18 protein-coding genes and 1 pseudogene are annotated in these 12,998 nt (G+C 36.4%); 2 read left to right on the forward strand and 17 right to left on the reverse strand.

Annotated elements, in window-relative coordinates:
* Positions 1–163: 163 nt before the first annotated feature.
* From VZF35_RS02410 to VZF35_RS02450, 9 genes are all read right to left on the reverse strand, one after another.
* Entirely contained in the window at positions 164–451 is a 288-nt protein-coding gene (locus VZF35_RS02410) for a hypothetical protein (RefSeq protein ID WP_407310636.1), read from the reverse strand.
* A gap of 87 nt (positions 452–538) precedes the next feature.
* A complete protein-coding gene (locus VZF35_RS02415) occupies positions 539–754 on the reverse strand; it encodes a hypothetical protein (RefSeq protein ID WP_407310638.1) in 216 nt (71 codons plus the stop codon).
* Between the two features lie 28 nt (positions 755–782).
* Positions 783–1,394, reverse strand: coding sequence for a LysE family translocator (locus VZF35_RS02420; RefSeq protein ID WP_407310640.1), 612 nt, complete (start codon positions 1,392–1,394; stop codon positions 783–785).
* A gap of 65 nt (positions 1,395–1,459) precedes the next feature.
* Positions 1,460–1,798: a hypothetical protein gene (locus VZF35_RS02425; RefSeq protein WP_407310642.1), complete on the reverse strand. Its 339-nt coding sequence runs from the start codon at positions 1,796–1,798 to the stop codon at positions 1,460–1,462.
* Between the two features lie 46 nt (positions 1,799–1,844).
* Entirely contained in the window at positions 1,845–2,285 is a 441-nt protein-coding gene (locus VZF35_RS02430) for a hypothetical protein (RefSeq protein WP_407310644.1), read from the reverse strand.
* Between the two features lie 195 nt (positions 2,286–2,480).
* Positions 2,481–2,933, reverse strand: coding sequence for a hypothetical protein (locus tag VZF35_RS02435; RefSeq protein ID WP_407310646.1), 453 nt, complete (start codon positions 2,931–2,933; stop codon positions 2,481–2,483).
* Between the two features lie 16 nt (positions 2,934–2,949).
* Positions 2,950–3,312 (reverse strand): hypothetical protein, encoded by a 363-nt coding sequence (locus tag VZF35_RS02440; RefSeq protein ID WP_407310648.1) that lies wholly within the window; start codon positions 3,310–3,312, stop codon positions 2,950–2,952.
* A gap of 35 nt (positions 3,313–3,347) precedes the next feature.
* A complete protein-coding gene (locus VZF35_RS02445) occupies positions 3,348–3,902 on the reverse strand; it encodes a GNAT family N-acetyltransferase (protein ID WP_407310650.1) in 555 nt (184 codons plus the stop codon).
* Complete coding sequence (locus VZF35_RS02450) at positions 3,896–4,210, reverse strand: hypothetical protein (RefSeq protein WP_407310652.1); 315 nt, start codon at positions 4,208–4,210, stop codon at positions 3,896–3,898. The genes VZF35_RS02445 and VZF35_RS02450 overlap by 7 nt, the downstream gene beginning before the upstream one ends.
* 658 nt (positions 4,211–4,868) lie before the next feature.
* Here VZF35_RS02450 and VZF35_RS02455 point away from each other — a divergent pair.
* A pseudogene (locus VZF35_RS02455) lies at positions 4,869–5,876 on the forward strand (cell wall-binding repeat-containing protein); the annotation flags it as partial.
* A 668-nt stretch (positions 5,877–6,544) separates the two neighbouring features.
* Here VZF35_RS02455 and VZF35_RS02460 read toward each other — a convergent pair.
* From VZF35_RS02460 to VZF35_RS02475, 4 genes are all read right to left on the reverse strand, one after another.
* The gene (locus VZF35_RS02460) at positions 6,545–7,216 is read right to left on the reverse strand and encodes a hypothetical protein (protein WP_407310654.1); all 672 of its coding nucleotides are present in this window, start codon (positions 7,214–7,216) and stop codon (positions 6,545–6,547) included.
* A gap of 256 nt (positions 7,217–7,472) precedes the next feature.
* Positions 7,473–8,183: a TetR/AcrR family transcriptional regulator gene (locus VZF35_RS02465; RefSeq protein WP_407310656.1), complete on the reverse strand. Its 711-nt coding sequence runs from the start codon at positions 8,181–8,183 to the stop codon at positions 7,473–7,475.
* A gap of 78 nt (positions 8,184–8,261) precedes the next feature.
* A complete protein-coding gene (locus tag VZF35_RS02470) occupies positions 8,262–8,711 on the reverse strand; it encodes a hypothetical protein (protein WP_407310658.1) in 450 nt (149 codons plus the stop codon).
* A 523-nt stretch (positions 8,712–9,234) separates the two neighbouring features.
* Positions 9,235–9,474 carry a hypothetical protein gene (locus tag VZF35_RS02475; protein WP_407310660.1) on the reverse strand — a complete coding sequence of 80 codons (240 nt, stop codon included), beginning with the start codon at positions 9,472–9,474 and terminating at the stop codon, positions 9,235–9,237.
* A gap of 634 nt (positions 9,475–10,108) precedes the next feature.
* Here VZF35_RS02475 and VZF35_RS02480 point away from each other — a divergent pair.
* Positions 10,109–10,267: a hypothetical protein gene (locus VZF35_RS02480; protein ID WP_407310662.1), complete on the forward strand. Its 159-nt coding sequence runs from the start codon at positions 10,109–10,111 to the stop codon at positions 10,265–10,267.
* Between the two features lie 61 nt (positions 10,268–10,328).
* On the opposite strand, the gene VZF35_RS02485 is transcribed toward VZF35_RS02480, so the two are convergent.
* From VZF35_RS02485 to VZF35_RS02500, 4 genes are all read right to left on the reverse strand, one after another.
* Complete coding sequence (locus tag VZF35_RS02485; RefSeq protein WP_407314410.1) at positions 10,329–10,526, reverse strand: glycoside hydrolase domain-containing protein; 198 nt, start codon at positions 10,524–10,526, stop codon at positions 10,329–10,331.
* Between the two features lie 436 nt (positions 10,527–10,962).
* Entirely contained in the window at positions 10,963–11,271 is a 309-nt protein-coding gene (locus tag VZF35_RS02490) for a LysM peptidoglycan-binding domain-containing protein (protein WP_407310664.1), read from the reverse strand.
* A gap of 145 nt (positions 11,272–11,416) precedes the next feature.
* A complete protein-coding gene (locus tag VZF35_RS02495; protein WP_407310666.1) occupies positions 11,417–11,737 on the reverse strand; it encodes a hypothetical protein in 321 nt (106 codons plus the stop codon).
* 679 nt (positions 11,738–12,416) lie between these two features.
* On the reverse strand, positions 12,417–12,599 hold the full coding sequence (locus VZF35_RS02500; protein WP_407310668.1) for a hypothetical protein: 183 nt from the start codon (positions 12,597–12,599) through the stop codon (positions 12,417–12,419).
* Between the last annotated feature and the right edge of the window lie 399 nt (positions 12,600–12,998).

A 12,998-nucleotide genomic window follows, 5' to 3' on the forward strand; every position in this document is an offset into this window, starting at 1 on the left:
CTGTATATTATTAATAGTTTATATTTATTGATAATCGTTTAGCCAGCAAACTCCACAAAAAAGGCAACCTCAAGAGTCCCGCCTTCGTCAAGGCCCGGTATTTAACAAGGCGAACCTGTCAGGCATCTTGGCGTGAGGGTTAAGTCTATGACTTGGTTTCCATTCATGATTTATTATTTTTACTCGCAGAGATATATTTTTCTTCTTTTCTTTTTCTCCCTTCATTCCATTCGCTCTCTAAATCAAATTGATGGGCAGAGGCTATTTCAAAAAGTATAAATAACATATCATAAATTTGATGCTTCAATCTATCTGGATTATCCATTACTTCCTTTAAGATATTAAATTCTTCTTCGAGCATATTTACTTTTTGGGTATCACTCATATCATTCTTTACACCAATTATTTTCAAGAATTCTCCAGCTTCATCTCTATAATTATTTAAACTCATTGAACCTAAACCTCCAAGGTATGCTGTCCGAAATTAAAGTGGCCTGACTTTATGCTGTTCGATATAAAAAATGCGAAGCAATTATTTTTAAACTTCATAATCCGTAACTACTCTTTCATCTCTAACCTTACTAATAAATTTAGAAATGGCGGTTGCTGTTTCACTTGCTTTAATGTTGTTTGATGAAGAAGTGGTTTGATTAGCATTAAGAGTAAGAGATTTGTTTTCTTTATTACACCCTACAAGTAATATTATCAGGCTGAAAATAAGAATTGCTGGGACCGTATTCTTTCTCCATTTCACATCTCCCCACTCCTTTGGAATTAAAATCTTATTGAGTCTTCTTGAAGAACATCCTAAAAGCAAAATATATTAATGCTAGCCCTACGGTAAAATTAATCGTTGAGATTATGAAAACGGGTAAAAATCGCCGTGTAATACCACCGATGACCGCGATGACTGTCAAAAAGAATATCGTTGATAATACAGAACCAAAACCGAAAAAGTAAACATCAGTTCTTGTAAGTTTTTCTTCAACTATTTTGGTTGAAAAGACTCCCGCCCAAAATAGTATCGTTAAAGGGTTTGATGCAGTCAAAACCATTCCTTCAACAAACGAGTTTTGTGTTTTAATTCCGTCGAATAAGCTCACATTAGGCAAAAATTCCCATCCAAATGTACCAACGATGATATGTAACCCAAATATCGCAACAATTATTGCACCAAAGAGTTTAAGTACCTGCTTTACCCTTTCCTTATCAATAAACGATGCGATTCCAAATATCGCTAACAATATGTAAAGTGCATCAATTATCGCAACGCCTAAAACAGCCAATTCAGCAGTCAGTAATCCCTTATTTCCTCCCAAGGTGAATATAAAGACACATACTGGTCCTATTGCTAACTGCAACATCATCCCTAGCTTAAATCCTTTTTTAATCACAGAATAGCCTCCAAAATAATAAACGCTGACTTATCCAATATGCTTTATACCCCTAGATTTTACTCTCACGGACCACTATTAGCCGAAGAAACATACCAGCCTTTATTCGACTTCTTTATATCGAAAAAGTATGTATTTACTCCATCGACTCTACCCTCATTACTACCAATCCAATTGTAATTACAATCTACTGTTACCACATATCGAGTGAAGTTCGAACCCAAAGATGAATCCTTCGTTTCCTCCAATATCCGATACCTGCTTGTGCTAGTATCCAAGTAAACATTGATTGCTTTTTCAGGCGTACTACCGTATGGAGTTCGATAAACATAAGCAATTCCAAGAACAATAAGACCGATACACAGTATTAAGACGACAGCTTGAAACATTTTTCTCTTCGCCATGTTCTCAAATCCGTTCTTTTTACGACTTGAAAATTAATCGCCTATCTTAGGATAAATCTATTTCTGCATCTGAAGGTTTTCGAATCAAGGATGATAGTAAAACATAACCACACACAATCCCACTGATATCAATACATCCTGGGTCTGATAGCATAATTTTGTACCAATCATATTTAAAAAGAAACGTCTTATGAAATACCCATGGCAACAAAAGATTAATATTTATTAGAAAAGTCGGAATCCCCAAAGGAAGAAGCATCTGCCAATCAATTCTCCATCTCCCTTCTTGATGAAAACGGTGAAATAAGCCTGGTACTCCTAAAATCATTCCTATCACTATGGGATATAACGCCATAAAAACATATAAAGGAAACGGATGGAATGTTCTTCCTGCTTGAATTCTTAAGTTCTGACCAAAGATGAATCCCCAGTACATGATGACCCCAACGAATACGGTACAAAATAGATAACCCATGAATCTTTTCACAAGTACCCTCCCTTTCGCTTTGAAGTGACTGAACAGCCTTATTTAGAAGATAACTAACTATTTCTTTGATACAATCATGAAATGGGGACTCATACTCATGATTTCTTCTTCATTTTCTGTATATCGTATAATATTTAACAATCGCTCCCGACTTTTTCGGTCTTCCCATTTTTCATTTACCCGGAGTGAACCAAATCACACCTTCAATAGCATATTTCTGTATCGTCTCGAAACCCATCCTGTTGTAACCCTAACGGGGTATGAAAGTAAGCTTGTGCAATAAAATACGGAAATTCTTTGTGGTCGTTTATGAATTCCAGATGATAATTCTTCTTTAATCATGTGATTAAAGAATTCATTGTCCAAGAAATTATTGTCTTTTCCATATGTTGATAATGCCCAAGTTGTAGAGCTGAATTTTGATATTCCTACTGAAAATAGAAGACCATCTTTTTTAACACTCGTTTTACTTCGTTCAAAACCCTCAATCGTTGCTTCCACTTTATCGGCCCATTTGCGATAGGCATTAAGTGGCAAAGAAAGTATAACGACTCTTTTCGCACTAACTGCCGCTATATTTTTGCCCTCTTTGCCGACTGCAATATCGGCGCAGCGTCGCTCAAATGTAAAGAACGAGGTCTTTAACACTATCACTCCGTAAAATTCATATTTTGACAGTGTTATTCTTAGAAAGTTTTTTTGTTACCGTTAAGGCAATAAAATAGAGGATTAAATAAAAGGGGATATAACTATAGGCAGTATAATTGTACAAGCTCGCGAACAGCCCCAAGAATACCAAAGTTGTTATAACTGCATTAACCCATACCCTCATTCTTATCTTAAAGGTTAATATCCCTATGCAAATCGAAAGTACAGGATAAATTATGAACAAAAGCATGAGTATAATCTCTTCTCCTTCAGAGTTAGGAAGGCTAAATGCATAGTAACTGGGAGTCACAATGACCAAGACTTCAAGGAATAGTGCCCATATTTCTTGAATAAAAATAGCTGGTATTTTGTACTTCACTTACGACCCTCCTAGGATTATTCCAGTAAATGAATCTATGCCCCTTCGCCTGTATGAGAACATACATTCTGTCTACTTATTTGGTAAGTCATAACATTTACAAGATGTGTCTTTTCTGGATTAATCACAGTGGCTTCCCTAATTTTTATGTATCCCAAATCAGACCAAAATTTCTTCCCCTTAAAATTATCTTCAATCACGCCGATTCGAAAAGATTTTGATTCTAAAGTGATTGCCCATTGAACTAATGCTTCATGTATCAGTTTACCTAATCCATTACCTCTTTCTTTTGGTTCAATAAGCAATAATCCAAGCATCCATTCTCCATTAGCTGGGAAATCCTTCACAATGTCGATAATTCCTACCAATTCATTTGTGTATTTATATATTCCTAAAGTGAACTTATCTTCATAGTTTTTACCTGGGGGTAAAGAGTTAAATATTTCCAATGCTTCCCTCTTTGAGGGCAATACTCCTTCATGTAATAAGTAATAATCCGAACATTTACTGTTCAAAGTTTCAATCAATATTAGTTTATCTATTGTCAGCGATTCAATCCTGTAATCATTTTTTAAATTGAGGTTTACCATATCGTTTTTCTCCTATTTGATTCGTTCAAAAATTCTATTTGTCTTTCCATTTCATCCAGTGATTGATAAGGCTGAAAAACATACATTTTATCATAATCAATAGTAATTAAATTTTTTACATTTCCATTTACATAATAAGTATTTTGAGATAAAAGCCGTTCTAAATTTCTGGTATTCTTATTTGCCAAGGAATTATAATCTACATTCTTTATGGATATTGCGAAAACTACAACAATGGTAATAACTAAACCAATCCATCTCATAACTTTTTTCAAATTTATCCCAACCTTAACTTTAACTTCACACAATAAGAGGAATGCAACGTACTAAAGTCTTTTCAGCGACTGCCATTATCATCTCATCGTTATAAATCTCAGTGTAATAAAAACAATAGCCCCAAGCATCACTGACCCGCCAATTGTGTGAAAGGCTATGTTCCTTTTTTCGATTATTCATTTGATTAGAAACACGCAGTTTATAAAGAACGACATTGAAGTAATTGTGGCTATTATTAAAAGCAATGACCCTTCCTTAATTTACTACCCCTACTCCATCTAGCTTATGCACTTAAACCTTGTAAAAATTGCCTTACAGCTTGGAGTTCAAGATGCCATAAATTCTCTTCGTCTAGAATTCAACAAATTCCTAAATATTCCTGCTAAATATGAGCATCAAAAACAATAACCCAGAACGTAAAAAATGTTCTTGAAACTAAGTGGCACGGTTGACCGACTAAAATGCATCGTACAGTATTATGTTAAAGGCACTAGCATTCTTTTAATATGGATATATTGGAAATTCCATGATACGTGTATCATCAAATTCCTGTGCTATAATTCAGGTAGTCCCACTTTAAACCTATTATTGCTACACATTTTAGTGAAGTTAAGAGGCGTCCCTAAGTAAGGATAGAGATCGTTCATTTACGAGTTATAGAAGAGACCCAAAATTGAGAGGAGATTATTCATGAAAAAATTCAGCAAAGTATTGGCATCTTTAGTTGTTTCAAGTTTAGCACTCTCAATGGTTCCTTTTAATGTATTTGCTACAGGTGCAATACCAACTCGTTTAGCTGGTACAACGGCTGCACAAACGGCAGTACAAATTGCCGATCAAACTGGTTGGACTGGCACAGCTATACTTGCATCCTCAACCTCGTATGGGATGGTTGATGCCTTGACAGCAGGTCCATTTGCATACTCTTTAAAAGCTCCTATCCTTTTGACCGGAGCAGGAAGCAGCCTCGATGCTGACACTAAAGCCGAACTTACCAAACTGAATGTTAAAACCGTTTATGTAACCAGTGGAACTGCTGTTATCAGCCAAGGTGTAATCGATGAGCTGACAGGAATGGGCATCACAGTTATCCCCCTTGGAGGAAAAGACCGTGTTGAAACGTCCGTGAACATTGCTAAACAAATGACTGGCGTAACTAAAGTTGCTATTGCCAATGGTTTGCAGGATGCACTCTCGATTGGATCGATTGCCTCTGCTAATAACGAGCCAATCCTCTTAACTGACAAAGATACCGTTCCTGCTAATGTGGCATATTATTTATTAGCTAACCCCAGTATCACTTCTTCTGATATTATCGGTGGGACAGGTATTATTAGTGATGCTGTCAAAGATAAGCTCCCAACCCCATCTCGTCACTGGGGCAACACAGCTTACGACACGAATGCCCAAGTCATCCAAGATTTCAACTCTTCCCTCAAATATGACAATGCCTTTATTGCTAACGGTGTAACTGGTATTGATGCTCTAGCTGGAGCACCACTAGCAGCTATGACTAACTCACCGATTTTTCTCACAGATGGAGTTCATGCTCCCACTACTTATGTTTATGCTGACAAAATTACAACTGCCAGTGCTGTTGATGGTGCTCTTAATGATACTATTACCGTAACTTTGTCAACATTTTCCGACTCAGTTACTGCTCTCGGTGGTACGGCTATTTTACCTGAAAGTATACGTGGAGTTTCTATTGTTAAGTCTAGCATATCTGACTTCACAGTGACTGCATCAGGCAAAGCAGTAACACCTACAGTACTCTACGAGTTTTATGCAGGAGTAACTTTTACTGTCCCAAAAACTGATCAGCCTGTAGAATATAGTGTATCCTACAGAGGTGGAGACCCAGTAGTTGCCACTACTCAAGCTTCGAGTACAGCACCAATCAACGTAAAAGTTGGTCAAAATTTTAATGTAGTTACTCAACAAGCAGATAACCCAGAAAATATTTGGACTTATGTTCCGAGTAATGACCAAATAAAATTAATTAAAGAAACTGGTGTTCCAGGGGGGCCTCCTGGTGTCATCGGAGCAGGAGGAGAGCTAATATCGACTTTTCAAGCTACTCAAACAGGGAGCTTTAAAGTGCAATTTACTAATGTAGGTAAAACTAAAACAATTGATTATGTAATAAATGTCAACTAAATACGATTAGGGCAAGGGAAACAGATTAAAAAGTATAACCTATCCCTGTGCTAATACTGAAACAAGTAAAAATAATTTTTCGACAATAAATAATACCAGTTCATGCTACTACCCCTAACACATCCAGCGAAAGCAAACATCATGTGCAATCAACTTCTGAAATTACTTACGTGCTCTAGTTACACTTTTTCGAGCCTTAATCCTTTCTAATATTTATCATTATTTAAAATACTTTTTATCCTACCAGCAAAGATTAAGTTCTTATTGAAGTATTCAAAAGTTTCAATCTTGGATATTTTGTTTATTCGCGCATTTTCTAGAGTCTTATCTATCTCCTCAAGTGTTTCGTATATATCTTTATTGTTTTTAGTTCCACCAACATCATTAAGGTCTATAGCCGTTCCATCCTTTAACGTAATCAAATAGTAAAAGTCACCCTTTGTATGTACTAGTGGATTGAATCGCCTTTTTTCACATACCCCTGTATCTATGCTGACAATATCGCGATAATGGTAAACCTTGCCTTGAGGCGTAAAGAAGGTATGGTTAATAATACTGTTGCTTGTGACAACACTGACATTGAAAAATAGAGCATATATCAGAAGTGAATTAGAAAATATGAATATTGGATAGAACCATTTTTTGTTTCGCTTTGCGTATCTCATAATACCGCTCTTTTTAACAAAAAACGCAAAGATAAAATAATAAATATAGATAATTGATAGCCTAGAAACTGGATAATTAAATGTCCACAAGATGTAATCTCGTGGTAGAAACATTTTCTCTTGGATAATGGTGAAAATAACCATAACATTATAAATAAGAACTAAAGCAACTATAAAGGATATTACCCAAAATAGAAGTTTTTTTACTCTCATAAGATTCCTCTCTACGAATTCCTTACAGTTTAAGTTTTCATCTTGGAAGTTCAGTAACAATTGGATAAATCGTGAATACTACTTCAGATATACCTGAAAACTCCAAACCACTATTTGCCCTCCTTAGTATCCTCGAATCATATTAATAAGCCAGTGCCTCACTCAGTTTGGATTTTGGCAGCACCTTGCCTCTTGCGGAATCACCCGAAACAAGAATATGCGAATCAAAAAGGAGAGCGATTAGGCTCTCCTTTAATTATTTTGATTTGATATTCGACTGTTCTTCTGTTAGCCAATCCTTAAAGGCATCTGCACCGAAACACTTGAGCGAACCCGAAGGGGCCCCAAGTATACGTTCGATTGAGTCGAAATAGGCGTCCAAAATCATATCTGTTTTTGTAAAACGAGATGAATCTGAAGTAGGAGATAGCCACAAATCGGTAAGGGTATCTGCAAGATTCAGGGCAATACCTGTGATAATGATAGCAGCCTGCTCTGGGAAAAAGGTTGTAAAGACCTTTTCCTCTATACCCTGGCGGATAATCGGCTCGAAAAATCCTGGAGTTTGCTTGAGGGTTGCGGAAATCATTTTTTGACGGATTATTGCATTTTCGTCAGAATACCAAACTGATAGAAGTTTGATGATCAAATCTTTCTGCATCGTTTTCCAATTAATAGACAACTCAAAATAACGACGAAATTTCTGGAGAGCTGAAAGGTTTGGATCTTTAACAATCGGTAGGAGGCTTTGCGCAGCCTCCTTTCCCGCACGTTCAACCAAAGCTTCTAATAGAGCTTGTTTCGAATCAAAATAATGATAGAAAGCTCCTTTGGATATTTGTAGCCCATCTAGAATATCTTGAATGGACATCTTCTCATAACCCTTGGAATAAATTAATTTCAAGGCAATATCCAAAATTTCATTACGTTTTGCGTTATAATCCTCTTTCTTAATAATACGTGCCATAATTCTCCTCGTTTATTTTTTTATAATAGATAAAGGAGTTCAAACGCACGGCAGCTTGGCACCATGCGTTTGAATTTTTTAAATAAATGAAATCACCATAAGGATAACAGAAATGAAAGTGAGCCAAGCTCGTATATTATTTGCAGTTTGCAGCTTTCGACGTTCATTTTTCAGCTCCTCCGTCTGGCTGTTCGTCAATTCCTTTATCTTTTTGTAAATCGGCATGTTGAGAATCTTGCTGGCAATGGCAGCCACAAACCACATAACGAGTCCTGCTGTATACCACCAGTTATTGAAACCATAAATGATCCAATAAGGTATCGCAGCGATTGAACTAATCAAAGAGACTGACATGGCGAACGGTGACCTCATCGCACGATATTCCAACCGTGTTAGAAAATACTTGAATGAAACTTCATCCAGATCATTCATTACCTTTTGGATCACTCCTGATACAGCCAACAAGAAACCTGCTGCAAGAGTCGTAGGAATCATAATAACGATTTCAATGAAAGTTTTGGTGATCATATATATCATCTCCTTAATTAATATACCGTCGGTCGGTTTATTTGTATATTATCGCTAAAACTAATTCTTGTCAAGCTGCTCTCATAGTTAAGAACTGGTAAAATTAGTCTCCGAGAAGGATATACGCTTTATTTGTCCCAATTGCTAACGGATTTTTACGATACAGGAGGTTGTCGAGGAGAACGAATGACATAGGACACGTTTAATTGTCACTGTTAATTAAAGAAGCTCCCATTCTTACCAATGGGAGCTTAAAGAGGGGTTAATGGATGCCAAGAGAGGTTATATGGAGGTGTTAGGAAAAGACTACCACTGCATTAGAACTTTGTACATAGTATATTTGTATGGTTTTAATTGAATTATTTTATGGCAACGTTATATATTATCCACAAAAGAACCCCATCGATACTGATGAGGAAACTAATAACTATGAGGAAAGTAGTTACAATCTTTATTGTTCACGCTAATTAATTATTCAGACTGCTATTTATAGTTATCGAAAACTTTCCAATATGCTAGCAAACTATATGGGAAATAAAGCCCGATTTCTATTCGCAGTCATTTCAATGATGAGAGCCTTAACAATGTCTAAGTAATGAAAATCCTTTTTACATGCCGGACAAACAATCTCTGATTTCTCGGTCATGTTCCCGAAGTTGAAAACTACAAAGGTTGCAGCCCTTGTCGAAGTTATCCTTGCCCACTTGCTCCCCTTTCTGCAATAAGGACATTTTAGATAAAGAATCGGCATTTTATCTTCCAAAACATTGCCTTCTTTCAATTGTGTTGTTGAAATTATTGAAACCGAGGATCATCCTTGCATCGAGTCTAGTGAGGAATCTAAATTTTTAAGAAAAAGAACTCCTATCGGGCGAGATAGGAGCTTAGAAGAAGGTTAAGGTTTTACGGTGTACCTTTCAAGAAAGAAAGATTACACTTAAATTATTGCATAGTGCTTGTGCAAATATTGCCGAAGTAGAGCGTCTGAATTTAAAGACTTTCATAATAATAAAAAGGGAAACTCGCAATAGCCAGGGCAAGCATATATTGTGGAAAGTCATTTTTCTTTACCAAGGGCAATTATTTTACTGAGATCAGAGCATACATTCCAGTTATTTTGTTCTTGGAGGGATTTATAAATGAAAATAGTTATGGCCCCAAAAGAAATGATTGCTTGGTTCGATATTCCAGGGATGCCACGAGCGAGTGTACAAAATATGCAACTGGCAAAGTCGTAGATAGCCAAAACTCTGGGATTTCGGCCATAGGAAACTTCTAAAAATCAAATGATCCTTCAAGAGAAACGACATTGCATTAAAAAAAGATGCTCGTTAACATATTTCTTACACTTCCGGAAATACTGTTTTAAGATAATATTTTTTAAGGAGGTTTATGTTTTGAGTAAAAAAGATTCGGAAACCTTAGCTAACGAGTTAGAAGAGCTTAAAGATAAGTATTCAAGGTTGGAAAGGGCCTATAATGCATTAAAAGACGATGCTGCTGAAAATCAAGGAAAAACAAAGAGCTCCCCAGTAATTGGCGATACCGTTTTTTGATGAAAGTAAGAAACTATAAGATAAATTCTCGCTCTCAGCCATATTGCCGAGAGCTTTTTCTTTACTTTGGCCTTGTGTGCCCCCAAAGCGCAACCATAACGGCGTATGAGCCATAGGGACCATTCAGGAATTTACCCGTTAGCACAGTATGCACGCCATGGAAATAGCCCTTGATGGCTGCCATATCTCCCGGCTGTGCATCATACTCTACTGCAAAATAGATTACTACTCCTTTGGCGCTCGAGATATTCAGCTTCAGCGAGGGCGAATAGACGGTTTGAAATACATACGGTCATGATCTAACTTTTAAATGAAATAATTGTTAGGTACTATAGTATAATATTTTAGGCGGCGGCGTGGTGGGAACACGCTTGTAGCTGAGTACATAGGCGAGCCTGTTCTCAGCTGTTGGTTCGAATCCAGCCCGTCTACCCCATAGTAATTCTGCCTCTGATCAACAAAGATTAGGGGCTTATTTTTTTCTTTCGATAATGATAGATCAGTTATATCTCCTCATCCAACGTAGGAGCCATTAATAGGGGGTTATGCCTAGTAGAAAAGAAAATCATAGATGATATCCTCGAGATTTGCCTTAGTGTCTTAGTGCCAAAATTAAAGGATCGTAACTTTACGATCCTTCTAAAAATCTACAGTCCGTGATCTCCCTATTATTGCAGCTTCTAATAGAAACCCCTTTACCGACTATGATGCCTTGAGTATTCCACACGGCCCTTATGATATTCGGCACGGCCCTTTCGATACTCGGCGCGGCCTTTTTTATATTCTTTAATGCCCTTTTGATATTCTACATTGCCCATTTGCCATTCATTTCCCCACCATGGATTGAGACCCCATTGATTACCGACTTCAATTCTTTCACCAACTTGAATTCTGTTAGGATTGCTGATTCGAGGATTTAAATCCATCAAATGTCTAACCGTTGTATTATACTGCATAGCAATATTGTACAGAGAATCTCCTTGTTGAACTATATAGTGCATCATGGACATCCTTTCTTTTTCGATTTATCACACCCATTTTATGGTAGAAAGGATTCCCCTGTGCATGTCACCGGTAAATATACGTGCCCTCATGTATCGAATAATTGGCCGTATCAAGGTAATTTATTTCCTTTCCTCCAAGGCGAGCTCAATTATAATTCAATTCATGTCTATAGCTATTGGGAACTAGATAAATTTTACCTTTGTGTTGTTCAAAGATTGTATCCATTTCCTCAATGATTAACTGAGTCAGCATTTTATCATAATCGTTTGGCCGATAGTTCGTAATGTTACACCCTTTTTTGTTACAGAAAATATGGTACCTTCTTCCGGCATGTGGTCCATTCTTAACCTCAAAGGTGTGAACTACGTGTCTACTTGGGGAATGATTTACAGTTATGCTTACATTAATAGTTTTGATCAAAATATCTCTCTCAAAATTAATATCTTCAGGCCATAAGTGTTCCATCTAATCCCCTCCTTTAAAGACAAGCTATTTACGATGCTATAAATTTATTCCAGTTCCATAATAAAGAGCTCATAGCATTAATGTCCACAAAAAGACTCCCACCGTGCACTGATGGGAGGAAGATGAAAGAGATGTACCTTACATTTATTAGCCTATCACCGTTTTATTTTCTTGTCGATATGATGTTTCTATGTTGTTGATAGTTTTATTTTATGAATAGTCTACCTCCTGCAGTTTTCCAGACAGATTCCAGAGCATTAAACTTAGCGTCGAGTTGACTTAAAATCAGTCTAATCTTCATCATTGTCATATTTGTGAACAGCATGGTTGAATATTAAAAACAAAATTAGTGCTAATACGTAGCAACCTAATAAAAAGTAAATCATTAATTGAATCACTTCCTTATTAAGTTATACGTTTGGCTGAGTCATTTTAGGTGTGTATGCATACTTATATTTCTCAGTGTAACTGCCTCAATGTAAAGGCCGAAAAAGCTGGCATAGATTTTTCTCAGGTTTTACAAGAAGTTTACGCGATCGATTAGGACAATAAAATCAAGCACATCAACCGTTTTGTTCTCCGGGGTCAATTTTGACTCAAATACTAAAAAAGTACCCTAAAATAAGGGTACTAGCTATCTATTTTATTTTTCAGAGGTTAGCTAAAATCCTTTTTTAAATCAATACAATAATTCTAAGTCAACCATACGCTTTATACAATCATAGAATTTCTTATTATTCTCTTCAATATCCAGTTCAATGCGTTTATTGTTCTTTGCTATTACCTCTGCAATGCTTTCTGCATCCATCACTTTCCCACAGAGTAGCTTTTCAATTTCTTCTGCGGATAAACCAAAACTCATATTATCCCCCCTTTATTTTCTTTATTCTCCAGTGGAGATAATATTACCTTTGTGACAAGTATTAGCGTTTCTAATCATTACCTTATCTGCCTAATTTCACTACAGCCACGTACATATGGGTGCATTTTTTGGCGAAAGCGTCTGCCTTAGATTAGTATAAGAAAAACGCCCCCTTGAAGGCGTCAATTAATCTTTCCTTGTCTTATAATCGATAAATAATACTGCGGCAGCTACGATTTCCATGATAATTAATTCCAGTATCATGAGGTCCCCTCTTTTCAGGTTTATTTTGTAGAACCTAATAAGGAAATCCAGATCTAAATTCTTTGTACTGCATTTTATGATGCTTAGTGTAACTTTGCTAAACTTGAATAAACATAACCAAAAACAAAAGAGCTC

It is taken from the genome of Desulfosporosinus paludis, assembly GCF_045689965.1.
Taxonomy (GTDB): Bacteria; Bacillota; Desulfitobacteriia; order Desulfitobacteriales; family Desulfitobacteriaceae; genus Desulfosporosinus; species Desulfosporosinus paludis.